At 70.7% G+C, this 24,269-nt stretch carries 24 protein-coding genes; 14 read left to right on the top strand and 10 right to left on the bottom strand.

Annotated features, from left to right (window positions below):
- The first annotated feature begins 117 nt into the window (after positions 1 to 117).
- Complete coding sequence (locus ACFUUZ_RS06840) at positions 118 to 1,014, top strand: acetaldehyde dehydrogenase (RefSeq protein ID WP_378693307.1); 897 nt, start codon at positions 118 to 120, stop codon at positions 1,012 to 1,014.
- On the opposite strand, the gene ACFUUZ_RS06835 is transcribed toward ACFUUZ_RS06840, so the two are convergent.
- The 5 genes from ACFUUZ_RS06835 to ACFUUZ_RS06815 form a co-directional block, all read right to left on the bottom strand.
- On the bottom strand, positions 1,001 to 2,713 hold the full coding sequence (locus ACFUUZ_RS06835) for a DUF3556 domain-containing protein (RefSeq protein WP_378693305.1): 1,713 nt from the start codon (positions 2,711 to 2,713) through the stop codon (positions 1,001 to 1,003). The two genes, ACFUUZ_RS06840 and ACFUUZ_RS06835, sit on opposite strands and share 14 nt — an antisense overlap.
- 84 nt (positions 2,714 to 2,797) lie before the next feature.
- Positions 2,798 to 3,160: a cupin domain-containing protein gene (locus ACFUUZ_RS06830; RefSeq protein ID WP_378693303.1), complete on the bottom strand. Its 363-nt coding sequence runs from the start codon at positions 3,158 to 3,160 to the stop codon at positions 2,798 to 2,800.
- Positions 3,161 to 3,227: 67 nt separating this feature from the next.
- Complete coding sequence (locus ACFUUZ_RS06825) at positions 3,228 to 6,029, bottom strand: cation-translocating P-type ATPase (RefSeq protein ID WP_378693301.1); 2,802 nt, start codon at positions 6,027 to 6,029, stop codon at positions 3,228 to 3,230.
- The gene (locus ACFUUZ_RS06820; protein ID WP_378693299.1) at positions 6,026 to 7,411 is read right to left on the bottom strand and encodes an MFS transporter; all 1,386 of its coding nucleotides are present in this window, start codon (positions 7,409 to 7,411) and stop codon (positions 6,026 to 6,028) included. Before ACFUUZ_RS06820 ends, ACFUUZ_RS06825 begins: the two co-directional genes overlap by 4 nt.
- 9 nt (positions 7,412 to 7,420) lie before the next feature.
- Entirely contained in the window at positions 7,421 to 9,262 is a 1,842-nt protein-coding gene (locus ACFUUZ_RS06815; RefSeq protein ID WP_378693297.1) for a glycoside hydrolase family 15 protein, read from the bottom strand.
- A 114-nt stretch (positions 9,263 to 9,376) separates the two neighbouring features.
- On the opposite strand from ACFUUZ_RS06815, the gene ACFUUZ_RS06810 reads away from it, so the two are divergent.
- The gene (locus ACFUUZ_RS06810) at positions 9,377 to 9,751 is read left to right on the top strand and encodes a DUF6325 family protein (RefSeq protein ID WP_378693295.1); all 375 of its coding nucleotides are present in this window, start codon (positions 9,377 to 9,379) and stop codon (positions 9,749 to 9,751) included.
- 53 nt (positions 9,752 to 9,804) lie between these two features.
- Positions 9,805 to 10,056, top strand: coding sequence for an SHOCT domain-containing protein (locus ACFUUZ_RS06805; RefSeq protein ID WP_378693293.1), 252 nt, complete (start codon positions 9,805 to 9,807; stop codon positions 10,054 to 10,056).
- Between the two features lie 15 nt (positions 10,057 to 10,071).
- On the opposite strand, the gene ACFUUZ_RS06800 is transcribed toward ACFUUZ_RS06805, so the two are convergent.
- The gene (locus tag ACFUUZ_RS06800) at positions 10,072 to 10,893 is read right to left on the bottom strand and encodes a class II glutamine amidotransferase (RefSeq protein WP_378693291.1); all 822 of its coding nucleotides are present in this window, start codon (positions 10,891 to 10,893) and stop codon (positions 10,072 to 10,074) included.
- Positions 10,894 to 11,082: 189 nt separating this feature from the next.
- On the opposite strand from ACFUUZ_RS06800, the gene ACFUUZ_RS06795 reads away from it, so the two are divergent.
- Complete coding sequence (locus tag ACFUUZ_RS06795; protein ID WP_378693289.1) at positions 11,083 to 12,324, top strand: cation:proton antiporter; 1,242 nt, start codon at positions 11,083 to 11,085, stop codon at positions 12,322 to 12,324.
- Between the two features lie 34 nt (positions 12,325 to 12,358).
- On the opposite strand, the gene ACFUUZ_RS06790 is transcribed toward ACFUUZ_RS06795, so the two are convergent.
- The 3 genes from ACFUUZ_RS06790 to ACFUUZ_RS06780 all read right to left on the bottom strand — a co-directional run bounded on the left by ACFUUZ_RS06790 (position 12,359) and on the right by ACFUUZ_RS06780 (position 13,542).
- Positions 12,359 to 12,568, bottom strand: coding sequence for a hypothetical protein (locus tag ACFUUZ_RS06790; RefSeq protein WP_378693287.1), 210 nt, complete (start codon positions 12,566 to 12,568; stop codon positions 12,359 to 12,361).
- Entirely contained in the window at positions 12,565 to 13,209 is a 645-nt protein-coding gene (locus tag ACFUUZ_RS06785) for a hypothetical protein (RefSeq protein ID WP_378693285.1), read from the bottom strand. Before ACFUUZ_RS06785 ends, ACFUUZ_RS06790 begins: the two co-directional genes overlap by 4 nt.
- Before the next feature lie 111 nt (positions 13,210 to 13,320).
- Entirely contained in the window at positions 13,321 to 13,542 is a 222-nt protein-coding gene (locus ACFUUZ_RS06780; protein WP_378693284.1) for a hypothetical protein, read from the bottom strand.
- Positions 13,543 to 13,605: 63 nt separating this feature from the next.
- Between ACFUUZ_RS06780 and ACFUUZ_RS06775 the strand changes: the two genes are divergently transcribed.
- From ACFUUZ_RS06775 to ACFUUZ_RS06735, 9 genes are all read left to right on the top strand, one after another.
- Entirely contained in the window at positions 13,606 to 13,857 is a 252-nt protein-coding gene (locus tag ACFUUZ_RS06775; protein ID WP_378693282.1) for a three-helix bundle dimerization domain-containing protein, read from the top strand.
- Positions 13,858 to 14,035: 178 nt separating this feature from the next.
- A complete protein-coding gene (locus ACFUUZ_RS06770; RefSeq protein ID WP_378693281.1) occupies positions 14,036 to 14,461 on the top strand; it encodes an acetyltransferase in 426 nt (141 codons plus the stop codon).
- Positions 14,462 to 14,476: 15 nt separating this feature from the next.
- Positions 14,477 to 15,319: a polyphosphate kinase 2 gene (gene ppk2, locus ACFUUZ_RS06765; RefSeq protein ID WP_378693279.1), complete on the top strand. Its 843-nt coding sequence runs from the start codon at positions 14,477 to 14,479 to the stop codon at positions 15,317 to 15,319.
- A gap of 52 nt (positions 15,320 to 15,371) precedes the next feature.
- Positions 15,372 to 15,773, top strand: coding sequence for a hypothetical protein (locus tag ACFUUZ_RS06760; protein ID WP_378693277.1), 402 nt, complete (start codon positions 15,372 to 15,374; stop codon positions 15,771 to 15,773).
- A 317-nt stretch (positions 15,774 to 16,090) separates the two neighbouring features.
- Entirely contained in the window at positions 16,091 to 17,347 is a 1,257-nt protein-coding gene (locus tag ACFUUZ_RS06755) for an ABC transporter substrate-binding protein (protein WP_378693275.1), read from the top strand.
- 88 nt (positions 17,348 to 17,435) lie between these two features.
- The gene (locus tag ACFUUZ_RS06750) at positions 17,436 to 19,448 is read left to right on the top strand and encodes an ABC transporter permease (RefSeq protein WP_378693273.1); all 2,013 of its coding nucleotides are present in this window, start codon (positions 17,436 to 17,438) and stop codon (positions 19,446 to 19,448) included.
- On the top strand, positions 19,441 to 20,250 hold the full coding sequence (locus ACFUUZ_RS06745) for an ABC transporter ATP-binding protein (protein ID WP_378693271.1): 810 nt from the start codon (positions 19,441 to 19,443) through the stop codon (positions 20,248 to 20,250). The genes ACFUUZ_RS06750 and ACFUUZ_RS06745 overlap by 8 nt, the downstream gene beginning before the upstream one ends.
- Entirely contained in the window at positions 20,247 to 20,999 is a 753-nt protein-coding gene (locus ACFUUZ_RS06740; protein WP_378693269.1) for an ABC transporter ATP-binding protein, read from the top strand. Before ACFUUZ_RS06745 ends, ACFUUZ_RS06740 begins: the two co-directional genes overlap by 4 nt.
- An 82-nt stretch (positions 21,000 to 21,081) precedes the next feature.
- Positions 21,082 to 21,750 carry a TetR/AcrR family transcriptional regulator gene (locus ACFUUZ_RS06735; RefSeq protein ID WP_378693267.1) on the top strand — a complete coding sequence of 223 codons (669 nt, stop codon included), beginning with the start codon at positions 21,082 to 21,084 and terminating at the stop codon, positions 21,748 to 21,750.
- Positions 21,751 to 21,768: 18 nt separating this feature from the next.
- On the opposite strand, the gene ACFUUZ_RS06730 is transcribed toward ACFUUZ_RS06735, so the two are convergent.
- A complete protein-coding gene (locus ACFUUZ_RS06730; protein ID WP_378693265.1) occupies positions 21,769 to 23,004 on the bottom strand; it encodes an ABC transporter substrate-binding protein in 1,236 nt (411 codons plus the stop codon).
- Positions 23,005 to 23,244: 240 nt separating this feature from the next.
- Between ACFUUZ_RS06730 and ACFUUZ_RS06725 the strand changes: the two genes are divergently transcribed.
- Positions 23,245 to 24,240: a helix-turn-helix domain-containing protein gene (locus tag ACFUUZ_RS06725; protein WP_378693263.1), complete on the top strand. Its 996-nt coding sequence runs from the start codon at positions 23,245 to 23,247 to the stop codon at positions 24,238 to 24,240.
- Positions 24,241 to 24,269: the final 29 nt, after the last annotated feature.

The following is a 24,269-nucleotide window of genomic DNA, read 5'->3' as shown; positions in this document are numbered from 1 at the left end:
TCTTCCGCAACCGAATGTCCGGTTTCATCAATTCGTTGTCCGGCACTATCCTTCTGCCCGGCTTCGGACCGGCTTAGGTTCACCTGAGGTACGAGGTGTCTCGGAGGAAAAGACCGCATGCAGCCCACCAAGGTCGCCGTCATCGGCTCCGGTGCCGTCGGCACCGACCTGATGATGAAGGTGCTGCACGGGACCGGAGCACTGGAGATGGCCGCCCTGATCGGCATCGACCCGGCCTCCCCCGGCCTCGCGCACGCCGCCGGGCTCGGCATCCCCACCTCGGCGCGCGGCCTGGCCGGGCTGCTCGCCATGCCGCACTTCGCCGAGATCGCGCTGGTCTTCGACGCCACCACCGCCGGGGCGCACCGCGCGAACGTCAACGCCATGGCCGGGCACGGCAAGCGGATCGTGCACCTGACCCAGTCCGCGCTCGGCGCCAGGGTGGTGCCCGGCGTCAACCTGGACGCGCACGTCGGCGCCGGGAACATCAATGTGCTCACCGGCAGCGCCCAGGCCACCGTCCCGCTGGTCGCCGCCATCGCCACGGTGACCCCGGTGCTGGAGGCGTCGGTCGCGGCCGTCGTCGCGGGCGCCCCGACCGAGACGATCACCCTGGAGCGGGTCACCGCGCTCACCGACACCACCGCCGCCGCCCTGACCACCGTCGGCGGCGCGCTCCGCGGCCGCGCCTCGCTCAGCCTGGACCGCAGCCAGCCGCCGCCCGCCGCCCGCGCCACCCTGCGCGCCGTCGTCGGCGAGCTCGACGGCCGCGGCCGCGCCGCCGTCACCGCGGCCGTCCGGGCGGCGGCGAGCAGGGTCGCCGAGTACTCCCCCGGCTTCCGGCTCGCCGACGAGATCGGAATCGAATCGCCCCCGGCGGGCACCGCCGAGGTGACGATCGGGTTGGAACTCACCGGCGCGGGCGCGCACCTGCCGGTGCACGCGGGCAGCCTCGATCTCATGACCGCGGCTGCCGTGCGGATCGCGGAGCGGGTGGCGGCTAGTTCGCGCTGAACGTCACCGTGACGGGAACATCGTGCTCCCACGGCTGCCGCGTCACCATGTCGGCCACGTGCACCTCGCCGCGCTCGAACTCACCGGTCGCGGCATCGACCAGCCGGTAGGCCTGGGTCTGCCGCTGGATCGGCTGCGCATCCAGCAGCACCACCCTGACCTCGCCCGGTTCGAACCCGCACCGCTCCTGCAGCGCCGCGATGAGCTGCTCGTTGTGCATGTGGCCGTCACCGAAGTTCCAGCCCAGCGCGGTGCTGCAGATCCGCTCGCCGTCGGTGATCACGTACTCGTCCTGGCGCCCCGCAGGCATGGCCCGGTTCACCAGCGTGAAGAGCGCGCGGCCGTGCGTGTTCATCGAGCGGAAGGCGTAGCCGAGATACTGCAGGATCTCGGCCCTTCCCTCGCCGTAGAACTTCTCCAGCTGCGCCTGCGGCATGGCCGCGACGGCGACCACGTGCTCGCCGATCTTCGCCGCCCCCGACGGCTTGATGCACCACACCGTGGTGTCCCAGTTCCCGGCGTAGTACCGCATCCCCGGCAGGAACGAGACCCGCCGCGGGAAGAGGTTCCCGTAGATCACCACCGCCGCGCTCGCCGCGGGGAGCAGCAGCACCGCCGGGTGCTCCAGATCGCCGAGCCCCACGTCGGCGTGCGCCACGAACAGCGCGAAGATCCCGATGATCATGAACACGTTCCACTCCAGCGGCACCCCCATCGGGATGGCCGTGAGGATCACCAGGTGGAAGGTCACCAGGATCGCGGCCGCCAGCGCGGTCGGCCAGCTCCCGGTCGCGAAGAACAGCACCACCGGCGCCAGCAGCTCCACCGCCGTCCCGCCGTGCGCGAAGAACCGTGCGCGCCGCCCCGGCCGCAGATCGTCCGGGTAATTCTCGAAGAACGACCGCTTGAGCCGCTTGGAGCGGACCATCGGGCTGTTCGACATCATGGTCGCCACGACGAACGGGAAGTGCTTGTTCAGCTTCGAAGTGGCGGCGCCCATCCAGATCACCACGAAGATCAGTTTCGCGGCCACGATCAGGTCGGCGCCCGCGAACAGGAAGGTGACGGTGAGGGTTCCGTACACCTCGCCGCGCGCGGCCAGGAAGATCACCTTGTCGCGCAGCCCGAGCACCGCGAGCAGGGCCAGGATCAGGGCGATCTGCCAGACCGGCAGCAGCCCCGCCTGGTACCCCGGGTTGCTGCGCGTGCCGTCGCTGAACAGCGCGATCACCACCGCGATCAGCAGCGCCGCGTACAGCGCGATGTCCAGCGGCGTCCTGGTCGTCCCGCTGGTCAGCGGCACCACGCCGGGCCAGGGCGGCAGCCGGATGGTGCGCGGGCGCAGCCAGTACAGGATCGACCCCATGGGCGGGTTGTACCGGTTGTTCAGCGGCCCGAAGCCGCAGCCGAGCCCGACCACCTCGAACAGCAGGGTGAACAGGACGACCTTCTGGAAGACGATCGGCTCGGTCCACCACTGCGAGATCGGGCCGTCGACCCCCGCGGTCGACACCGCGATCAGATACAGGGCGAGCAGGTAGGCCAGGATCTTGCCGACGTAGAAGAGGTACATCACGACCGGCGTCCCGAACCCGACCTCGGCCCAGTGCCTGGCCATGGGGCGGATGCGCTCGGCGCGGCTCCCCGCACGCCAGGCCTCCAGGTCGACAACCGGCAGGTCGGGTGTACGAAACCCCATCGGAACCTCCGCGTCACGCCTCCGGGCCGGTCGGCCCCGGATACGGTGACACGTGTTCCAGTTTTCTGTCAATCGGTTGATAGATCACCGCTTGGCGTAGTCGGCGACTCCCTGCCAGTCGATCATGACGCAGGGTTCGTCCCCGACGGTCCATGCGTCGTGCCCGGGCGGGACGACCATGAAGTCGCCGGGCCCGTACTCCTGCTTCTCGCCGTCGTCCATGACCACCGCCAGGTGCCCCGAGACGCAGTACCCCATGTGCGGCGCCTGGCAGCTGTCGGTGCCCGCGATGGGAGCGACATGTTCCGACCAGTGCCAGCCGGGCCGGAAGACGGCCCGGCCCACCGGACCGCTGTCGAGATTGACCAGATCGAGTTGGCCCGTATCCCCCTCGAAGGGGCGGGTCTCCTCGGGTGAATCGAAATTCTTGCGTACCAAACGGGACATGACCGTTCTCCTCGGTCCCTGTGCCCCCTGTTCCGGATCCAGCACGGAGTGTGATGGGGGTCTCATTTTACGACGGGGTGCGCGCGGGCGGCAAGGCTCGGGCGCGGCTCGGGCCCAGCGCGACGTCGGCGGCGAGCGGCGCCGCGGGCACGAAGCGCCGACGGCGCCGCAGCGCCTTCTCCGCTTCGACGACGACCGGGATCACCAGCGACCAGCCGAGGCAGGCCAGCCACTGCCCGCCGCTCAACCCGCTGGTCATCAGCAGCTCCTGCAGGAACCCCAGCTCGACCGCGCACACGGTGACCACGACCGGGATCACCAGGATCTTCAGCGCGCCGAGCAGCGGCGGGCTCAACCCGGACTCGGGATCGCGCCGCATCACCAGCCCGGCCAGGATCGAACCGAACGACAGCACGACGAAGGTGGTGGTCATCGGGACATTCGCGGTGTCGGTGCTCAGCTCGCCGGGCGCGAGCAGCATCGCCGCCAGCGCGACCGCGAACTGCAGGACGCCGTAGGCCAGCCACTGCAGGAAGGCGCCGCGGTTGGCGATCGGCGTACCGGGATCGCGCGGCGGTTGGCTCATCAACCCCGGCGCCGGTGGGTCGAGCATGATGACCGCCACCGGGAAGAGCGTGATGAAGAAGTGCTGGAACAGCACCATCAGCGGGGTGAGCGCCACGCCGTCGTTGATGTCGAACACGCTGGCGGCCAGGAACAGCAGCACCAGCGAGAACAGCTTCGACATCTGGTAGCGGATGTAGCAGACGATCTTGTCGTAGATGGTGCGGCCCAGTCGGATCGCGGTGATGAGGGTGCCGAAGTTGTCGTCGGTGAGCACCATCTTGCCCGCCTGCTTGGTCACCTCGCTGCCCGAGCCCATCGCGACGCCGATATCGGCCTTCTTCAGCGCCGCGGCGTCGTTGACCGCGTCGCCGGTCATGGCGACGACTGCGCCGCCGCGCTGCATGACGCCGGCCAGGCGCAGCTTGTCCTGCGGGGTGACCCGGCCGAAGACGTGCAGCTCCGGCAGCGCGGCGGAGAGCTCGTCATCGCTCATCGCCTGCAGTTCGGCGCCGCTGATCGCCCCCGGCCCGAGGTTCAGCTCCGCCCCGATGGCCGAGGCGGTGACGGCGTGGTCCCCGGTGATCATTCTGACCTCGATCCCCGCCTCCCGCGCGGTGCGCACCGCGGCGATCGCCTCCGGCCGCAGCGGGTCGATGATCCCGGCCATCCCGACGAAGGTGAGCTCGTCGACGAAGGCCATCGGCTCCGATCGCACCGCGGCCCGGTCGGCATCCACGATGCGGGCGGCGAAGCCGAGCACCCGGAGCCCCTGCTCCGACATGCTCCGATTCGCCGCCGTCAGCTCCTCCCGCAGCTCCGCGATCGGGACGCGCTGCCCGTCGTCGCGGAACGCGCTGCCGCACCGGGCCAGCACCATGTCCGGCGCGCCCTTGACCAGCTCGACGAGCCGGACGCTGCCGTCGACCTCGAGGTCGTGGAAGGTCGCCATGAACTTGTAGGCCGAGTCGAAGGGGACCGTGGCGACGCGCGGGTAGGACCGCCGGGTGAGGTCGGCGTCCACCCCCATCTTGGCCGCGAGCACGACCAGCGCCGCCTCGGTGGGGTCGCCGACGACCGTGCCGGAGGCGGAGACGGTGGCGTCGCTGTCGAGGCAGAGCCCGTAGGCGAGCAGGGTGAAGTCCGGCAGCGGCGCACCGGCGGCGCGGAAGATCGCGCCGGTCGTGCTGTACCCCTCGCCGTCGACGGTGTACCACTGGCCGTGGAAGTACAGCTTCCGCACGGTCATCTGGTTCATCGTCAGCGTGCCGGTCTTGTCGGAGTTGATCGCACTGGTCGCGCCCAGCGTCTCGACATCGGTCAGGTTCTTGACCACGGCCTTCGCGTCGGCCAGCTGCCTGGCGCCGAAGGCGAGCATCGCCTGGACGAAGGTGGGCAGGCCGGTCGGAATGGCGGAGACGCCCATCGAGATCCCCAGCAGCAGCAGGGTGCTCAGGGTCTGGCCGCGCAGCAGCCCGATGACCACGATGACCGCGACCGCCGTCCACGCGATGACACCGAGGAGCGTGGTCAGCGAGTCCAGCTCCCGCTGCAGCGGCGAGCGTGCGGGCTGCACCGCCGAGAGCATCGAGGCGATCCGCCCCATCTCGGTGCGCATCCCGGTCTCGGTCACCACCATCGTGGCGGTGCCGCGGGTGATCGAGGTGTTCTGGAAGAGCATGTTGGTGTGGTCGCCCAGGGTGGTGTCGGGCGCCGTCAGCACCGCCGGGCTCTTCGCGACCGGCGCGCTCTCGCCGGTGAGCGCCGCCTCCTGGGCCTCGAGGGTGACCGAGGCGAGCAGCCGTCCGTCGGCGGGGACGATGTCACCGGCCTCCAGCCGGACGATGTCACCGGGCACGAGGTCCGTCGCGTCCACCCTGGCGAGCGTCCCGCCGCGGACGACCTGCGCCTGCGGTGTCTGCAGCGTCGCCAGCGCGTCGACGCTGGCCCGCGCGCGGAGCTCCTGGCGGGTGCCGAGCACGACGTTCAGCAGCACCAGCACGGCCACCACGATCGCGGTGGCGACCTCCCCGATGACCACGCTCACCACCGCGACCGCGACGAGCATCAGGTTCATCAGATCCCGGATCTGCCGCATCGCGATCGCGGTGAGCGAGGGCGCGGGCGCGGACGCGATCTCGTTGCGGCCGTACCGTTGCCGCCTGGCCTGTGCCTCGTCCGCGGAGAGCCCCGCGTCGGCGTCGGTGTCCAGGGCCGAGACCGCGGCGGCGGCGTCGCGGGCGAACCAGTCGGGCCCCGGTGCGTCGTCCTGCGGCGGTGCGGCCGCCGTGCTGGAGGAGGTCACGCGCTCGTCCTTCCTGTGGTGATCCGGGCGGGCAGCAGCGACGCCGCGACGAAACCGCCGACCCCGATCGCGGCGAGGGTGAGCATGGCGGCGGCGTAGGCGTGCCCGCTCAGCCCGGCGACCAGGATGGTGCCCGCGACCGCCGTGCCGAGCGAGGAGCCGAGGTTCGACACGCTGCGCGACAGCCCGGAGATCTCCCCCTGTTCGTCCTCGCTGAAGCTGGACTGCACGACCGTGACGGAGGGGGTCAGCATCATGCCCAGCCCCGACCCGATGAGGAGCAGCCCCGGCGCGAAGGCCCAGGGATTCACCGAGTTTCCCGCGAGCGCCACCAGCACGGCGATCCCGACGACGGCGATGGCGAAACCGGCCCGGATGAGCGTGCGCGGGCTGCGCCGGGTGGCGAAGCGCTCCGCCGAGAGCGAGGTCACCAGCACCCCCACGGTGGCGGCGGTGAAGATCACGCCGGTCTCGACGGCGTTGTAGCCGCGCACGACCTGCAGGTAGGTCGCGACCACGAACGAGGTCCCCATGAGCAGCAGCCACTGCAGATTCTGGGTGATCAGTCCCAGGTTCGAGGTGCGGTTGCGGAACAGCGCGATCCGCAGGAGCGGTTCACCCCCGCTCCGCTCCTTCGCCCGGATGGACAGGAAGAAGGCGGTCAGCACCGCCGCCGCGAGCACGAGCAGCACCACGCTCAGCACGATGTCGTCGTCGACGACCATGATCCCGGTGACGAGCAGGACCAGCCCGCCCGCCGACAGCACCGCGCCGAGCAGGTCGAAAGGACGGGTGCGATCCGCGGGCAGCGGGTCGAGGACCCGGCGGCTGGAGACGATGATGAAGACGATGACCAGCGCCTGGAACGCGAAGGCCGCGCGCCAGCTCAGCGCCGAGGTGATCAGCCCGCCGATCAGCGGCCCGGCCGCGGCGCCGACCCCGCCCAGCGCCATGATCATCCCGAATGCCTTCGCGCGGCCGACCGGCTCGGTGAACAGCAGGGTGGTCAGGATGTAGACCGGCGGGATGAGCAGGGCGGTGCCGACCCCCTCCAGGATCGAGTTGCCCAGGATCAGCACGCCGAGGTTGGGCGAGACCGCGCTGAGCACCGCGCCGATGCCGTAGACGGCCAGCCCGAGCACGAAACACCGCTTCCGGCCGAACTTGTCGGTGAGCACGCCGCACGGAATCATCAGCGCCGCCATCACCAGCAGGAAGATCGTGATCGCGACCTGGACACCCTGCACGGTGGTGTTCAGGTCGGTGCTGATGTCGGAGATCATCACGTTCATGTTCGAGCCGGCGAAGCTGCAGATGAACTGGGCCAGCGCCAGCGGGACCAGCACCCCGCGGGGGCGGCCCGTGCCGATCGACTCGCTCATCCGGCTCTCCTAGCCGACGCGGTCGGCCCGCGACTCGGCGCGGTCGAGCTGCTCGTCCAGTGCCATCGCCGCGGCGACCAGCGCCAGGTGGGTGAAGGCCTGCGGGAAGTTGCCGAGCTGTTCGCCCGAGGGGCCGATCTCCTCGGCGAACAGCCCGACGTGGTTGGCGTAGGTGAGCATCTTGTCGAACGCGTACCTGGCCTCCGCCAGCCTGCCCGACCGCGCCAGCGCCTCCACGTAGAGGAAGCTGCACAGATTGAAGGTGCCCTCCGAGCCGCGCAGGCCGTCCGGGGAGGAGGCCGGGTCGTAGCGGTAGACGAGGCTGTCGCTGACCAGCTCCTCACCCATCGCGTCCAGCGTGCTGAGCCACGCCGGATCGTTCGGGGCGAGGAAACCCATCCGCGGCATGAGCAGCAGCGAGGCGTCGAGGACCTCGCTGTCGTAGTGCTGGACGAAGGCCATGCGCTTCTCGCTCCAGCCCCGCTCGGTGATCTGGGTGAACACCGCGTCCCGCGCCTTCGTCCACCCGGCGACGTCGGCCGGGCGCGAGTACGCGGTGGCGAGCTTGATCCCGCGATCGAAGGCCACCCACGTCATCAGCCTGCTGTAGGTGAAGTCCTTGCGGCCGCCGCGCGTCTCCCAGATCCCCTCGTCCGGGCGGTCCCAGTGGTCGACGAGCCAGTCGAGCAGGTTCGCGAAGACCCGCCAGCCCGCGATGCCGCCGATGTCGGAGGTCCGGGCGAGCGCGTCGGCGGCCTCGCCGTAGATGTCGAGCTGGATCTGGTCGGCGGCGGCATTGCCCACCCGGACCGGCGCCGACTGCCGGTACCCCTCGAGGTGGGTCAGCACCTCCTCCTCGAGCCGGGGCTCGCCGTCGATCCGGTACATGATCTGCAGCGGCTCGCCGGAGGCGGTGTCCCCCGCGTCGAGCCGGTCGCGCAGCCACCGCCGGAACGCGGCCGCCTCCTCGGTGAAGCCGAGGTCGACCAGCGCCCGCACGGCCAGCGAGCCGTCCCGGATCCAGGTGTAGCGGTAGTCCCAGTTGCGCTCGCCGCCCACCTGCTCGGGCAGCCCCATGGTGGCCGCCGCGATCGGCGCGCCGGTGGGGGCGTAGGTCAGCAGCTTCAGCGTGATCGCCGAGCGGTTGACCATCTCGTGCCAGCGGCCCCGGTAGGTGGAGGCGCGCAGCCACGACAACCAGAACTCGCGGCACTCCTCGAACCCGTCGAGCACCGCATCCCGGCTCGGCTGCGGCGGTGCCGCGGCGCCGGGATCGGTGCTGGTCAGCACGAAGGCCGCGCTCTCGCCGCTGCTCAGGGTGAACCGCGCCTCGACGTCGTCGCCGCTCGCGCGCAGCGCAGGCGTCCCCGACACCTGCAGGTGCAGGTCGACGCCGGGGCCTGCGAACACCGCGCGGTGCTCGTCGTGCAGGGTCAGCGTGTGCTCGGCGCGCGCGTAGTCGAAGCGGGGGCGGCAGGTCAGCGCGAACGGCAGCCTGCCGCGGACCACCCGCGCGATCCGGGTCAGCCGGTGCACGCCGCTCGGCGCCGAGTCCAGGATCGGCTCCATGAAGTCGACGACCTCGCCGACGCCGTCCTCGGCCATGAACCTGGTGATCAGGACCGCGGTGTCGGACAGGTAGAGCTGGCGGATCGTCATCCGGTCCGCGGGCAGGTCGGCGATCAGCTGGCAGTGCCCGCCCTGCTCGCTGTCCAGCAGTGCGGCGAAGATGCTCGGCGAGTCGAACCGCGGCGTGCACCACCAGTCGACGGTGCCGGTGGCGCTGACCAGAGCCGCGGTCTGCAGGTCGCCTACCAGGCCGTGGTCGGCGATCGGCGGGTACGGATTCACGGCACACCTCCGGGGTTGTGGACGACCTCGCACCCCAGCAAACTCCCGCGGCGCGTCGGGTGTCGAGAGCGGGACCCGCATATCACCCGAAACGGGTGAGGGCGGCGGGCCGGAGTGCTTCCCCCGGACGGCTCGGCGCTGCCGCTGCTGCGCGATCTGGTCGAGCGCGGCGTCATCCGCGTACTCGACCTGGCCTTCGTGCACAAGGACGCCGCCGGGTCGCTCGTCGGCGTGGATGTGGCCGACGTCGGCTTCGGCGACGGCGTCGACATCACCCTGTTCGCGGAGGCGGAATCGGGGTTGCTCGACGACGCGGACCGCCTGGAAGCGGGCCGGGCGCTGGAGCCGGGGTGCTCCGCGGCGATCCTGGTCTACGAGAACAGGTGGGCGGCGCCGTTCGCGACCGCGCTGCGCCGCAACGGCGCCGAACTGGTCGCCGCCGGACGTATTCCGATGCAGAGCATCCTGACGTCTCTCGACATCGATTGAGCCGAGCCACAACACTATTCGCTGTATCAGTCGCACCGATCGAGGAGAATGTCATGCCCGGACTGCTTCGCGGCGTAGCCCGCACCGCCGTGGTCGCCGGAACCGCGACCGCCGTCTCCAACCGCATTTCCCGCAGGCAGGGACAGCGGTGGGCCGCACAGGACGCGCAATCCGCCCCGCCCTCCCACAGTGACGCGGGGACGGACCGGATCGCCGCTTTGAAGGAGCTCGCCCAGCTCAAGGACCAGGGGGTGCTCACCGATGCCGAATTCGAGGCGGAGAAGGCCAGGATTCTCGGCTCGTGAAAGGACTCCGGTCCCTCAGGACGGTGAAATCGGCGTGAAGGGCCGGATGGCGTCCGCACCGGCGCCCACGATCGCTGCCGAGGATTCCGGCACCTCGTTCCATGCCCCCGGCAGATCGCGCAGCGGCTCGGACACCACGAAGCGGGTGCTGTCGCCCAGTTCGCGCAGCACCTCGACCTCGGGGTGCAGTGCACGGAGCTGGGAGATCTCGGTGGAGAAGAAGAGCGAGCGCGAACTCCGCTCGCTGGAATACCGGAATACGTAGAGCGATTCGCCATCGGTCGTCGCCACGGTCATCTGCACCGGCCGCTCGATCCCCGTGGCGCGGCCGACGTCCTCGACGAAGCCGACGGCGCGGGCGACGGCCCCGAAGGGGTCGTCGACGAGGCCGAAGGTCAGGGCGAGGTAGAACAGCGCCTCGGTGTCGGTGGAGCCCTCGATATCGGGGAACAGCGCCGGATCGACCGCCATCAACAGGTCGCGCCGCATGTCCCGGAAACCGCGCAGCAGGCCGTTGTGCACCCACAGCCACCGGCCGTGCCGGAACGGATGGCAATTGCTGCGTTGCACAGCGGTCCCGGTCGAGTACCGGACATGCGCGAGCAACATCGGCGTTCGCACCTGCCGCGCGATCTCGCGCAGATTGCTGTCGTTCCACGCGGGCTCGATGCTCTTGTACACCGCGGGCTCGCTACCCTCGCCGTACCAACCCATTCCGAAGCCGTCGCCGTTGGTGGTGCTCTCCCCCAGCCGGGAATTCCTGCTCTGATCGATCAGGGAATGTTCGGGCCGGAACAGGAGATCGTCGGCGAGAATCGGCTCGCCCGAGTACGCCATCCATCGGCACATGCCGCAATTCAAACACAGGCGAGAAGTGCTGCGACAGCGTCCGAATAGCCCTACCCCGTGCAAGTCCCCACCCGAATTACCCGGACGCGTCAATTCACCTGAAATGGGTGAGGCGAAGGTCGGGTACCGCGGTCAGGCTGAATGCCTACCTGTCCGCCCTTTCGGAGGGACGCCGTGATGTGGGCCCTACCCGCGATCGCCGCGGTGCTGCTCGCCTTCGCCTCGATGTCCGGACGCATCGCGGGCACGCCGATCACCGCGCCCATCATCTTCACGGCGGGCGGTCTCGCGCTCGGCGGCGCGACGGCGGGTGTGATCGAGGCGGAGACCGCCGCCGAGACGGTCAAACTCCTCGCCGAGGTCACGCTCGCGCTGGTGCTGTTCTCCGACGCCTCCCAGGTGAACCTCGCCGCGCTCCGCGCCGAGATCGCGCTGCCCGCCCGGTTGCTCGGCATCGGTCTCCCCCTGACGATCGTCGCCGGGTTCGCCACCGCGCTCCTGCTGCTCGGCGAGCTCGGCTGGCCCGAGGCGCTGCTGCTCGCGGTGATCCTCGCGCCGACCGACGCCGCCCTGGGGCAGGCGGTGGTCATGCTCCCCGCCCTGCCCTCGCGCGTGCGGCAGGGCCTGAACGTCGAGAGCGGCCTCAACGACGGCATCTGCGTGCCCCTGTTCCTGATCGTGCTCGCGCTCGCCCAGGCCGAGGCCGGTGCCATCGGCGAGGGCGCCGCCGCCCGGCTCGTCGCCGAGCAGATCGGCTACGGCTGCGCGGCGGGCGCGGGGGCGGGCGCGCTCGCCGCCGCCGTCCTGATCGCCGCCGAACGGCACCGCACGATCGACCCGGCGTGGGCGCAGATCCTGCCGCTCACGGCCGCCGCGCTCGCCTACACCGTCGCCGTCCCGATCGGCGGGTCGGGGTTCATCGCCGCGTTCGTCGGCGGTCTGGTCTTCGGGGCACTGCGCCACCGCCACACCCCCGGCACCGCCGCGGCGGGCATGCTCGAGGAAGCGGGCGACGTGTTCAGCGCCGTGACCTTCGTCGTCTTCGGCGCCGTTCTGCTCGGGCCCGCCCTCGGCCACCTGTCCTGGAGCGTGGTCGGGTACGCCCTGCTCAGCCTGACCGCCGTGCGGATGATCCCGGTCGCGCTGGCGCTGGTCGGAACCGGTCCCGGCCTCCCAACCACCGCCTTCGTCGGCTGGTTCGGACCCCGCGGCCTGGCCACCATCGTCTTCGTCATCCTGATCCTCGAGGAGGAACGGGAGCTGCCGCACCAGGACCTGCTCCTCGTCGCCGCGGTCGTCACCGTCGGGCTCTCGGTGCTGGCGCACGGGCTCACCGCCGCACCGCTGGCGCGGCGCTACGGACAGTGGTCGCACCGCGAGGCACCGCGCGACCACCCCCTCCCGGACCCACCCACCTGACCGTAGGGGCGGCGTTGGTCCGTAACCGCCGCTCTCAGCCCGCGGCAGGCTCCTGTCGGGGCACCGCCGCGGCGCGGTCACGGGCTGCACGGAGAAAGGTGTCGAGTACCGCGGCGATGATCTCGGCCGACTTGGTGTCGCCGTCGTCGAGCGCGGCGCGGTGCGCTCCCTGCCAGCGCGCGATCGCGAGGGCGATCCGCTCGTCGGTCTCCGCGCTCGATTCGTCCGCTCGTCCTGCGGTCACAGCAGCTCACCCTCCCGGAGCGACGGCGGCGGACCATCCGAGACGATGCCGCGGAGCGCGTACCGCCGGTGCTGGTGTGTCCGAGCGCGCGGCTCGGGCAGGGCGAGCGGGGCGGTGCTCTCGCGCACGGTGATCACCGCGGTCAGGTCGGCGTACGGTGCAGAGCCGAGCGCCACCCGGTGTCCGAGCCGGGCCAGGGCCAGCCGCGGCCCGTACTTCACCCGCATCGCCTCGGCCACGGCGTCGGCCATGGGACCCGGCCCGAACAGCACCACGCTGCCCTCGTGCTCGCGCGAGCCGAGCGCCGGTCGGCCGCCCAGGTCCCCAACCTGCACGAGCACCCGCTGGTCCCGCCACAGCTGTCCGGCCTCCGGGGAGTGCGAGGACAGCCGGAACGCCAGCGAGCCCCGCCCCACCGGCACCACAAGGCGGCGCAGGAGCTCCCATCGGCCCGGCGCGGCCTCCCGGGTCACCACCACCGTCGGGGCCGCCGACCACGACGACCCGGGATGGCCGCTCAGGACACACCGCTCCGCGACCGACCGGAACCGATCGGCCCGCACCCCGCGCCGCGGGGCGAGCACCGCCCCGGCACCCAGCCGGTCGCCGAAGCAGTCACCCCATCGGTACTCACCAGGCATCGCCATCACCACCCCGAGATCGCGCCCGGCCACCGCGGCCCGGCCCTCGTCCCACGATCGCCGCCCGGGCAGGCGGGCACCTCACCCGAATCGAGTGATCTCAGCCCCGCATCAGATCTCGTCGGACGTGTTATCGGCGGCGCAGAACACGCCCCATTCCGTCACGCCCGCGACCGTTGATTTCTGCTCGATCCGATTTTCGATGCGCCCCGGCCACTCGCCGATCACGCTGAGTTCTTTCCTGGCTCGATAACGGAGGTAGGCCTGGACGTCATCGGGGTGCATCCGCGAGGGCACCGCGATCGCCAGATACTCGGGTACGATATGCGTCATCGTTTCCTCCTGGAATTTCCCCGAAACTCTTTTGTGACCCGTACAGGGGAGGGTGAAATGTCGATGTCCGAGCAGGAAGAAGCAGCTCAGGTCGAACAGGTGGTCGTCCGGCTGCACCGCCGGTACCCGCTGATCCCCGCGGCCGACCTGGAGTTGCTCGTGCACACCATCCACCGCCGCTACGCGGGCTGTCGGGTGCACGATTTCGTCCCGCTCCTGGTCGAGCGGACAGCGCGGGAGATCGCCGCGCGGCTGCCCGTCGATGTCCACCCCCGCACCCCGGAGCTCTCCCCCATCGTGGTGATCCGAGGCTGACACCACACGCGGCTCCTTCCCGCTCGCGACGCTTCCGCCGAGCGACGCTAGGGGCGGAGGGCGGCGGCCGGGTCACCTCATCCGGGTGAACCCGTGGTTATCACCCGGAAGGGGTGAGGCCACGCCGACCCGGCGGGCGGAGGATCGGGACATCCGCCCAACTGCGAGGGAGACCGTCATGACAACCACGGCCGACGCGCGCGGCGTTCCGCCCGCCGAACCGATGCAGAAGCAGAACCTCGCCCTCGGTATCTCGGCCGTCGCGGCCGTCATGCTGCTGGTCGTCGCCGCGCTGTCGATACTGGAGGGCACCGTCGCCATCGCGGGCGACGAACTCTACGTCGCCGGTCCCGAGTACATCTATGCCTTCGACACCACCACGTGGGGCTGGGTGCACGTGGTGCTCGGCATCATCGGCATCGTCTGCGGCGTGGGGCTGCTGTTCGGGACCACCTGGGGCCGGTACACCGCCATCGGGATCGCCGCCCTGGTCATCATCGCCAACTTCCTGTCGCTGCCCTACTACCCGCTGTGGTCGATCCTGGTGATCGCGCTGAGCCTCGCGGTGATCTGGGCCGTGGCCACCTGGCAGCCGGACCGCTGACCGGAGGGGGCACCCATGGGCAAGAAGAAGCACCGCGGCGCCCGCTCCGGCGAACTGCTCGACCCGGCGGCCGCCGCCCCGCGGGATCCGATGACCAACAGGGAGTACCGGCGCCTGCTGCGCCCACTGCACGGCGAGCTCGTCGCCGTGCAGGAGTGGGCCGAGGCGACCGGCGCGCGGATCTGCATCGTCTTCGAGGGCAGGGACACCGCGGGCAAGGGCGGGGTGATCAAGGCGATCACCGCCAGGGTCAGTCCGCGGGTGTTCCGGGTGGTCGCGCTCCCCGCGCCGACCGAGCGCGAGCGGTCGCAGATGTACATCCAGCGGTACCTGCCGCACCTGCCCGCAGCGGGCGAGATCGTGATCTTCGACCGCAGCTGGTACAACCGGGCCGGGGTGGAGCGGGTGATGGGGTTCTGCACCGAGGCGGAGGCCGACCACTTCCTGCAGCTCATCCCGGTGGTCGAGCGCGCCATCGTCGATTCCGGCGTGATCATGGTCAAGTACTGGCTCGAGCTCAGCGAGGAGCAGCAGACGCTGCGGCTGCAGAGCCGCATCGACGACCCGCGCAAGGTCTGGAAGCTGTCCGACCTCGACCTCGCCTCCTACAGCCGCTGGTACGACTACTCCAGGGCCCGCGACCTGATGTTCCACTACACCGACACCGGGTGGGCGCCGTGGTTCGTGGTGTCCAACGACGACAAGAAGCGCGGCAGGCTCAATGTCATCGACCACCTGCTGACCCGGATCCCGTACGAGCCGCTCGCGCACCGCGATATCGAGCTGCCCGCCAGACAGCGGGCCGACGGTTACCGCCCGCCGACGCAACCGCTGCACTGGATCCCGACCCCCTACTGACAACCACCCCGAAGTGGTGCGCGCGCACCGCCATTCCAGGAAAGGGCATTCGATGAGCACTGGATACGACCGGAACCCGGTCAAGCAGGGCGTCGCCGCGGGCACGACCATCGCGGCCGCCATGCTGCTCCTCACCGTGTCGGTACTCGCTGTGTTCCACGGCATCTCGGCGCTGGCCGCGGACGAGATCTTCGTCGCGGGCCCGGAGTACACCTACCAGCTCGACGTCACGACGTGGGGATGGGTCGTCCTGATCCTCGGCATCCTCGGCGTGCTGATCGCGATCGGCATGTTCACCGGCGCGGTCTGGGCGCGGATCGCGGCGATCGTGATCGCGTCCCTGTCGATCATCGCCAACTTCCTCTGGCTCCCGTACTACCCGTGGTGGTCGATCATCGTCATCGCCGTGGACATCGTCGTCATCTGGGCCGTCGCGACCTGGCGCACCGACTGACCTCGGAATAGCAGATCCGCAAGAATCCTGGGAAACATCCCGGGGTCGGGCAGCGGGGATGATCGTGAGCGGGCACGCGAAAAGCGGCCATGACCGCATCGATCCCGCCCGCATCTCCCCTGCTCGGCCCCGCATCGGGCCGACAAATTCAAGCTTGACACCCGTGTAAGGCCGGGGCTAGCTTCAGGTGGCCCAGATCACAATCGGTGATTGGGCCGCCGGAATCGTCGATTACGCGATGCGGCGTCGAATCGGTGGCTCGACGGGATGGTCCGGCGTCTATCGCCGTGGCCTACCGGCCTGGAAGGGCTTGCAGAATGGGTAGCAGAACCGGCCGAATCGCCGCGGCGGCTTTGGCTGTGGCGTGTGTGTTCTCCGTCGTCTCGTGCGGCGACGACAGCAGTTCCGACGCGGGGGGCACCTCCATCGCGCCGGGTATCGAGGCGAGCGGGGAGCCGATCAAGATCGGGCTGTTCAACCCGTCGAAGGGCCCGGCCACCCAGCCCGGCGTGACGACCGGCAAGGACGCCGCGGTCGAGTACATCAACACGCAGATCGGCGGCATCAACGGTCGGCCGATCGAGGTGGTCGACTGCGGGGTCGACAACACCTCGCCGGAGTCCACGATCTCCTGCGCGAACCAGTTCGTCCAGGCGGGCGTGGTCGCCACGATCGACGGGTACAACGCCGAATCGCTGGCCGCCATGCCGATCCTGACCTCGGCGGGCATCCCGCTGGTCGGGCAGATCCCGTTCAACACCGCCACCGCGGCGTCCGTCGAGAACCGGCTGTTCTTCGGGCCGCACCCGGCGGGCTTCCTGGTCGGCTTCCTGCAGTCGCTGAAGCAGGCGGGCAAGAACTCGCTGACGCTGGTGAACGCGGACCTCCCGCAGGCCCACCAGGTCTTCGACAGCCTGCTCGCGCCGCTGGCCGCGCAGCTCCAGATGGACGTCAAGAGCGCCTACTACCCGCCCGCCTCGCCGAACTTCACCGCGCTGGCCTCCACCATCGCCGACGGCAACCCGGCCGCCGGTGGGCTGATGACCGCCCCGAACGACAACACCTGCAACAAGCTCGCGCAGGCGCTGAAGTCGGTCAACTACAGCGGCACCGTCTTCCTCGCGGCGTGCACGGAGTACGTGGACGTGATGGGCGCCCAGGCCGTCGGGTCGCAGTCGTACTCGCCGGTGTGGCTGCCGCCCGCCGTCGACGCCGCGCCCGAACCGGCCAAGACCAACCTGCAGACCGCCGAGAAGTTCATCGAGAACGCCGGTGGCACCGCGGGCTTCTACGCCTACGGCACCTTCGCCACCCTCGTCGACTTCGCGCAGGCGCTCACCGCGAAGGCCCCGGCGGAGTTCACCGGCCCGGCGATCCTGACCGCGCTGCGCGGGCTCACCGACTACCAGAGCTTCCTCGGCCCGAAGCTGAACTGCGGCAAGCCGAGCACCCCGACCTGCACCAGCGAGATGTTGCTGTTCGAGGTGACCGCGGACAAGAAGCAGGCCCCGGTCTCCGGTGGCTTCATCACCCCGAACCCCCAGGTCATGGCGCTGATCCCGGGCGCCGCGTAGCGCTTTCGGGTGACGGTGGGGGCGGGCCGCTCGGCAACGGGCGGCCCGCCCCTCCCGACTCGGTCAGCTCAGAGAAGATCGGCATCACATGGCCCAGTTCTTGCAGTTCGTCTTCCTCGGCCTGTCGACCGGCGCGGTGTACGCGGTCCTGGCCTCGTCCCTGGTCGCGGTGCACGCCGCGACGGGGATCATCAACTTCGCGCAGGGCGCCTTCGCGCTGTGGGCGGTCTACGTCGTGGCCGCGCTGCGCACCGACGGCACCTTCGTCCTGCCCGTCGGCAGCCTCGCGCTCGGCAGCGAGGACGAGCCGCCCGGCATGCTGCTCGCCGCGCTCCTCGGCGTCGGCTCGGCCGCCGTCTGGGCGCTGCTCGCGCACCTGCTGGTGTTCCGGCCGCTGCGCCAGGCTCCGGTGCTGGCCCAGGTGGTGGCCTCGGTCGGGCTGATGCTGTTCATCCAGGCCCTGGTCGGGCTGCGGTTCGACACCGAGGACCTGTTCGCCGAGCCGATCCTGCCGGACAGCACCCTGACCGTCGCCGGTGCGCTGGTCAATGTCTCGGACCTGATCCTCGCCGGTGTGGCGATCGCCGTCGCGGCCCTGCTCTACGCCTACTTCCGCTTCACGACCGCCGGGATCGCGACCCGCGCGGGCTCGGAGGACGAACTCGCCGCCCGGCTCACCGGCTACTCGCCGGACCGGTTGGCCGCCATCGTCTGGGTGATGACCGGCGCCGCCTGCGGCCTGATCGGGGTTCTCGCCGCCTACACCATCGGGCTGAACGAGACGAGCTACACCTTCTACGTGATCCCCGCGCTGGCCGCGGCACTGGTCGGGCGGCTCGCCTCCTTCGGGACCGCCTGCGCGGCCGGGCTGCTGCTCGGCTCCTTCCAGGCGGTCATCCTGTGGGCCGACTCCAAGGACGTCTTCCCGAGCTGGGCGCAGGCCGGGCTCGGCGACGCGGTGCCGTTCGTCGTCGTCATCATCGCGCTGTTCCTGCTCGGCGGGCGCATCCCGGCGCGCGGTTCGCTCGGCGCGGTGAAGATGCCCGCCGTGCAGATCCCGCGCATCCGGGCGGTCCCGACGGTCCTGGTCCTCGCGATCGCGGTCGCCGCGATCGTCTGCACAACGGGGACCTGGCGGTTCGGCGTCGTCACCTCGATCATCCTGTCGTTGATCGCGCTGTCGCTGGTGCTGCTCACCGGTTACCTCGGGCAGATCTCGCTCGCCAGCATGGCTTTCGCGGGCGCCGCCGGGTTCGCGCTGTCCAAACTGGCCGACAGCTGGAACGTGCCCTTCCCGCTCGGAATGATCGCGGCGGCCCTGGTCGCCACGGCGCTCGGCATCCTGGTCGGCGTGCCAGCGCTGCGCATTCGCGGCGCGCAGCTGGCGGTGGTGACGCTGGCCGCGGCGCTGGCCATCCAGAGCTTCGTGTTCAACAACCCGTCGCTGACCCCGGCGCAGGGCAACCTCATCGCCGACCCCACGCTCTTCGGCATCGACCTCGGCGTCCGCGAGGGAACCGACCTGGTCACCTTGCGGTTCGCGCTGATGGTCCTGGTCGTGGTGGCGATCTGCACGCTCGCGGTCATGCGGGTCATGGGCGGCGCCACCGGGCGGGCCCTGCTCGCCGTGCGGTCCAACGAGCGCGCGGCCGCCTCGGTCGGCATCGACGTGGCCTCGACCAAGCTGCTCGGCTTCGCCGTCTCGGCCTTCCTGGCCGGGATCGGCGGCTGCCTCATCGGGTACAGCCGCGGCCAGCTCTCGGCGGCCTCGTTCACCGTCATGATCGGGCTGACCGTGCTGGCGATGACCTACGTCGGCGGCATCACCTCGGTCTCCGGCGCGTTCATCGCGGGCACGGCGGGGCCGCTGGGAGTCGGCTACGTCTTCCTCAACCAGACCCTCGAGCTGGGCGAGTACTACGAACTCATCGCCGCAGGGGTGCTGCTGCTGATGGCGGTGCTCAACCCGGTCGGCGTGGCAGGCGCCATGGCCGAGGCGAGACACCATCTGCAACAGGCGAGAGCACGCCGATCCGGCCGCGGAGCCGCCGCGCCCGAACCGGTCGCCGACGCGAAAGAGAAGGCAGCGGCCCATGTCTGACACCACGACCCTGTTGCGCACCGAGCAGCTCTCGGTGCACTACGGCGGCGTCGTCGCCAACTCCGCCATCGACCTCACCGTCGGTTCCGGCGAGATCGTCGGCCTGATCGGCCCCAACGGCGCGGGCAAGACCACCTTCGTCGACGCGGTCACCGGGTTCACCCAGGCCACCGGCAAGGTCGTCCTGGAGGGCGCCCGGCTCGACCGGCTCGGCCCGCACCGCCGCCGCCGCGCCGGGCTGGCCCGCACCTGGCAGGCGGGCGAGCTGTTCGGTGACCTCACCGTGGAGCAGAACCTCGCCGTCGCGCTGCAGCGGACCGGCGTGCGGTCGCTGTTCACCGACGTCTTCGGCCGCTCCGCGCCGCCGCGCGACACCATCGAGGCGGCGCTGGAGCTGGTGGGGGTGCCCGGCGTCGGTGACCGGCGCCCCAGCGAGCTGACGCTCGGGCAGCAGAAGCTGGTCGGCGTCGCCCGCGCCCTCGTCGGCGGCTCCCGGGTGGTGCTGCTCGACGAACCGGCCGCGGGCCTCGACACCCACGAGAGCGTCGAATTCGGGCAGCACCTGCGCCGGGTGGCGGCCTCCGGCATCGGGGTCCTGCTGATCGACCACGACATGCAGCTGGTGCTCGACATCTGCGCGCGGCTGTACGTGCTGGACTTCGGCGTCGTCATCGCGGGCGGCGAACCCGCGGTCATCCGGGAGGACCCCGAGGTGATCGCCGCCTACCTGGGTACGACCGCGCACGGCGACGACGCGCAACCCCCGGCGACCGCCGCCCGACCGGCAGGAGAGAGCGCATGACCGGCCCGGCGGTGACCACGTCCCCCGCACTGGACATCCAGGCGATCACCGTCGGCTACGGCGGTGTCCCCGCGGTGCGCGACCTGCACCTGCAGGCGCGGCCCGGCGAGATCCTCGCGCTGCTCGGCCCGAACGGCGCGGGCAAGACCACCACGCTGCTGGCCGCCGTCGGCGCGCTCCCGCTGATCGCGGGGAGCATCACGGCGCTGGGGGCGCCGCTGGATCGGCGGGTGGAGCGCAATGCCCGCCGCGGCGTGGTCCTCGTCCCGGACAGCCGCGGCGTGTTCCACCGGCTCTCGGTCGAGGACAACCTGCGGCTGGCGCGGCGCAGGAACAGCCCGCCGCTCGACGACGTCCTCGACTACTTCCCGAAGCTGCGCTCGATGCGCTCGCGCGGCTGCGGCACCCTCTCCGGCGGGGAACAGCAGATGCTGGCCCTGGCCAAGGCGCTGCTCTGCGCGCCGAAGGTGCTGCTGATCGACGAGCTCAGCCTCGGGCTCGCCCCCATCGCGGTGGAGGAGCTGCTTCCCCGCCTCCGCGAGGTCGCCGACGACCAGCACATGGCCGTCGTCCTGGTGGAGCAGCACATCGAGCTGGCGCTCTCGATCGCCGACTCGGCGCTGGTGCTGCACCACGGGCGGGCCGCGCTCACCGGCTCGGCGGCCGAGCTGCGCGGGCGTCGCGACAAGGTGGAGGCGGCGTACTTCGGTACCCTCGAGGACAACGCGGCGAGCCCGGCCGGAGGCTGACACCGACGGTCGTACCGGGCGGCGCGACCCGCCCGGTACGACAGGAACGGAGTCAGTCGTCGACGCAACGAGGGAGGGGCGCGTGACCGAGACCGGCCAGCGCGGGCGCCGCGAGTCGAGGCGGCGCAGCACCCGCAACCGCCCCACCGACACCCAGCTGCTCGACGCGGCGTGCGCGGTGATGGCCGAGGTCGGCGTCGACCGCGCCACCATGGACACCATCGCCCAGCGCGCCGACACCTCGCGGGTGACGCTCTACGCCCACTTCGGCTCCAGGGACGCCCTGGTCGACGCGGTGATCGAACGCGAGCTCGACAAGCTCACCACCTGGATGTTCGAGATCTACGACCACGGCGAGACGATGCACTACGGCCCGCGCGCCGAGTACTCGATCGAGTCGCTGTTCGACTACGCGCGCCGCCACCCCCGCGGCTTCCGCGTCCTGCTCGACAACCGCTACGACGACACCCATCCCGGGCGCAGGCTCTCCGCGACCCTGGAACCGCGGATCGCGGAGCGCCTGCGCGCCAACTACGCCGAGCGCGGCACCCCCATCGACGGCGGCGCCGACACGCTCGCCACCATGCTGCTCGGCATCAGCCTCGACATCGCCTACCGCGCGGTCATCGTCGGCGGCGCCGATATCGGCGTCGCCTGCGATCTCGCCGTCACCGCCTCGCTGGCGGTGCTGCGCGCGGTCGAACCCGCCCAGCTGCGCGCCCTCGACGCCTCCCGGCCACCCGCGCGGTGACCCGCGCGCCCGGCGCCGTCACTCCCCCGCGCTGCGCGAGACCACGGCGTCGTACTGCCAACGACCGTCGCGGAAGGTCATCGGCGCCATCGAGGTGATCAGGTACGGGTAGTCCGGGCTGCTGTTGAAGGTGACGCCGTCGAGCGCGAGGTCGGTGCGCACCCCCTGCAGGTTGCGGACGGCGTCGAGCAGGTCGGCGCGGGTGCACCCCTGCATCTGCTCCAGCGCGGTGACCAGCAGCTGGGCGGTGTTGTAGCCGGTGGCGGCGATGGTGTCGGTGGACTTGATGGCGTCGGCGTGCCTGGCGGCGAAGGCGCGCCACTTCTGCACGCCGGGCTGGGCGTCGTGCGCCGAGCTGCTGATGTCGTAGATCCAGTAGAAGGACTTGATGCCCTCGGCGGCGCCGGGCCCCGCGGGAAGCAGGACGAAGTTGGTGTCGGTGGCGCTGGAGTAGATGTAGGTGGCGGGCTTCCAGTTCAGCTCGTTGGTCTTCTTCAGCGCCTGGGTGACGAAGCGCGCGGTGCTGAAGTTGACGAAGACGTCGGCGCCGGAGTTCGCGAGGTTGACGATCTGCGAGTCCGCCGACGGCGCGGTCTGCTCGTAGGACTGCTCGGCGACGATCCTGGTGTCGCTGCCCTCCAGCGCCTTCTTCAGCGCGGTGATGCTGCCGAAGCCGAGGCTGTCGTTCGGGTAGAGCACGGCGATCCTGGCCTGCGGGTGGTCCCGGATGATCTGCTTCGCCCGCTCCTCGACCTCCCAGCTGGTCTGCGGGTTCACCGCGCCCGCCACCACCGGCCGCTCGTCCAGCGTGGCGAGCAGTTCGTCGGTGCCGGTCATCGGGAAGACCAGGGGCACGTCCTTCTGGGTCAGGTAGTCGACGACCGCGAGCGTGGAGGGGGTGCCGATCAGGTTCTGGATGGCGAAGACCTGGTCCTGCTCGACCAGCCTGCGCACATTGCCGACGGTGCGCGCCGGGTCGTAGCCGTCGTCCAGCGCGGTGTAGGTGATCGTGCGGGACTTGCCGTCGCCCATCCGCACCCCGCCCGCGGCGTTGATCTCGTCGAACAGCTTCTGCGTCGCGACCGCCTGCGGCCCCGCGGTGGACTGGATCAGGCTGGTGCCGAAGCGGATCTCGGTGTCGGTGATGCCGGGATCGCAGCCGCCCGCCGCGGCGCCGGTGTCGCGGCCCGCGCACGCGGTGAGGACGGCGGAGGCGCAGAGCGCGGCCAGGGTGACGGCGAGGGTTCGTTTCATAGTCGCTCCAAGCAGATTCCGGTGCGGCGGGACGGTCGCCGCATCGCGATGTGTGACGTGACAGTCATGTCAACTCGAGAAGTGTGACCGGGAACACGAGACGTGTCAACCATGCGGGCGAAACCGCAGCAAACCGGATGAGGCTGCACGGTCTGTGCTCACACTGCAGATGCGCCGTCGGGCGCCCCGCGACCCCTTAAATTCGAGAACCGAACGGTTGGGAAAGGTGAGGAGGCCGCGATGGTCGTCGTATTCCGGTCGAGTGATTACGCGCCGCAGGATCGGGCGGACGCGACGCGGGTCGCGATGCAGGAGCAGTCGGTGCCGTCCTGGGTGGTGCTCCCCGACCCGGACGCGGTGGACTCGCTGATGGAGGTCTGGATGTACGGGCAGGCGTGCATCTTCCGGGCCGAGATGACCGCGTTCCGGCTGCTGCGCTCGCCGCGGCAGGTGCGCAGCGGGCCCGCCGAGATGCTGTCGGTGACCGTGCAGGAGGCGAGCAACGGGCTGCTCGGGCAGTACGGGAACCAGCAGGTCCTGCGCCCCGGCGAGCTGTTCCTCACCGACCTGAACTCGCCCTACGACTACGGGCAGCCGACCTACGGAAGCTCGGCCTGCCTGCAGGTGCCGATCGAATCGCTCGGGCTGCCGCACGAGGTGGTGCGCGATGCCGCGACCCGGCTGACCGCGAGCCCGCTCTACACGCTCATGATGACCCACATCGGTGAGCTGACCCGGCGCGCGGAGGAGCTCTCCGCCGACCCGTCCGCCGCCGCGCTCGGCAACACCGCGACCGACCTGGTCCGCACGCTGCTCGCCTCCGCCTACGACATGCAGTACGCGCGCGGGCTGATGGCGGAGGTGCTGCTGCCGCGCATCCGCGGGTACGTCCGCGGGCACCTCGGCGACCCCGACCTCACCCCGGCCCGGATCGCGCGGGCGCACGACATCTCGGTGCGCAAGCTGTTCCAGCTCTGCGCGGAGGCCGGGTTCAGCCTGGAGCAGTGGATCATCGAGGAGCGGCTGACCGGGGCCCGCGACGAACTGCTCCGCGACCGGGATGCCCCGGTCGCCGCCGTCGCCCGGCGCTGGGGGTTCGTCAACCACGCGCATTTCAGCAGGCGCTTCCGGGCGGCGTACGGGCTCTCGCCGCGCGAGGCGCGGCGGGCCGCGAGCAACGCGCAGAGCACAGAACCGTGCACGGCGAGCCAGTTCGGGGCGTCCGAGCGGGCATAGCGTTGCGCCGTCGAACCCCTCGGAACCGG

It is taken from the genome of Nocardia sp. NPDC057353 (genome assembly GCF_042667085.1).
In the GTDB taxonomy this organism is placed as follows: domain Bacteria; phylum Actinomycetota; class Actinomycetes; order Mycobacteriales; family Mycobacteriaceae; genus Nocardia.
Note: the sequence above shows the minus strand (reverse complement) of the source record. Positions and strands in the feature narration are given on the sequence as shown.

Coding starts and splice junctions, on each gene's coding strand:
- ACFUUZ_RS06840 (WP_378693307.1), top strand. CDS start 118: ATGCAGCCCACCAAGGTCGCCGTCATCGGCTCCGGTGCCGTCGGCACC.
- ACFUUZ_RS06835 (WP_378693305.1), bottom strand. CDS start 2,713: ATGGGGTTTCGTACACCCGACCTGCCGGTTGTCGACCTGGAGGCCTGG.
- ACFUUZ_RS06830 (WP_378693303.1), bottom strand. CDS start 3,160: ATGTCCCGTTTGGTACGCAAGAATTTCGATTCACCCGAGGAGACCCGC.
- ACFUUZ_RS06820 (WP_378693299.1), bottom strand. CDS start 7,411: ATGAGCGAGTCGATCGGCACGGGCCGCCCCCGCGGGGTGCTGGTCCCG.
- ACFUUZ_RS06805 (WP_378693293.1), top strand. CDS start 9,805: ATGCCCGGACTGCTTCGCGGCGTAGCCCGCACCGCCGTGGTCGCCGGA.
- ACFUUZ_RS06800 (WP_378693291.1), bottom strand. CDS start 10,893: ATGGCGTACTCGGGCGAGCCGATTCTCGCCGACGATCTCCTGTTCCGG.
- ACFUUZ_RS06795 (WP_378693289.1), top strand. CDS start 11,083: ATGTGGGCCCTACCCGCGATCGCCGCGGTGCTGCTCGCCTTCGCCTCG.
- ACFUUZ_RS06785 (WP_378693285.1), bottom strand. CDS start 13,209: ATGCCTGGTGAGTACCGATGGGGTGACTGCTTCGGCGACCGGCTGGGT.
- ACFUUZ_RS06780 (WP_378693284.1), bottom strand. CDS start 13,542: ATGACGCATATCGTACCCGAGTATCTGGCGATCGCGGTGCCCTCGCGG.
- ACFUUZ_RS06775 (WP_378693282.1), top strand. CDS start 13,606: ATGTCCGAGCAGGAAGAAGCAGCTCAGGTCGAACAGGTGGTCGTCCGG.
- ACFUUZ_RS06770 (WP_378693281.1), top strand. CDS start 14,036: ATGACAACCACGGCCGACGCGCGCGGCGTTCCGCCCGCCGAACCGATG.
- ppk2 (WP_378693279.1), top strand. CDS start 14,477: ATGGGCAAGAAGAAGCACCGCGGCGCCCGCTCCGGCGAACTGCTCGAC.
- ACFUUZ_RS06760 (WP_378693277.1), top strand. CDS start 15,372: ATGAGCACTGGATACGACCGGAACCCGGTCAAGCAGGGCGTCGCCGCG.
- ACFUUZ_RS06755 (WP_378693275.1), top strand. CDS start 16,091: ATGGGTAGCAGAACCGGCCGAATCGCCGCGGCGGCTTTGGCTGTGGCG.
- ACFUUZ_RS06750 (WP_378693273.1), top strand. CDS start 17,436: ATGGCCCAGTTCTTGCAGTTCGTCTTCCTCGGCCTGTCGACCGGCGCG.
- ACFUUZ_RS06745 (WP_378693271.1), top strand. CDS start 19,441: ATGTCTGACACCACGACCCTGTTGCGCACCGAGCAGCTCTCGGTGCAC.
- ACFUUZ_RS06740 (WP_378693269.1), top strand. CDS start 20,247: ATGACCGGCCCGGCGGTGACCACGTCCCCCGCACTGGACATCCAGGCG.
- ACFUUZ_RS06730 (WP_378693265.1), bottom strand. CDS start 23,004: ATGAAACGAACCCTCGCCGTCACCCTGGCCGCGCTCTGCGCCTCCGCC.
- ACFUUZ_RS06725 (WP_378693263.1), top strand. CDS start 23,245: ATGGTCGTCGTATTCCGGTCGAGTGATTACGCGCCGCAGGATCGGGCG.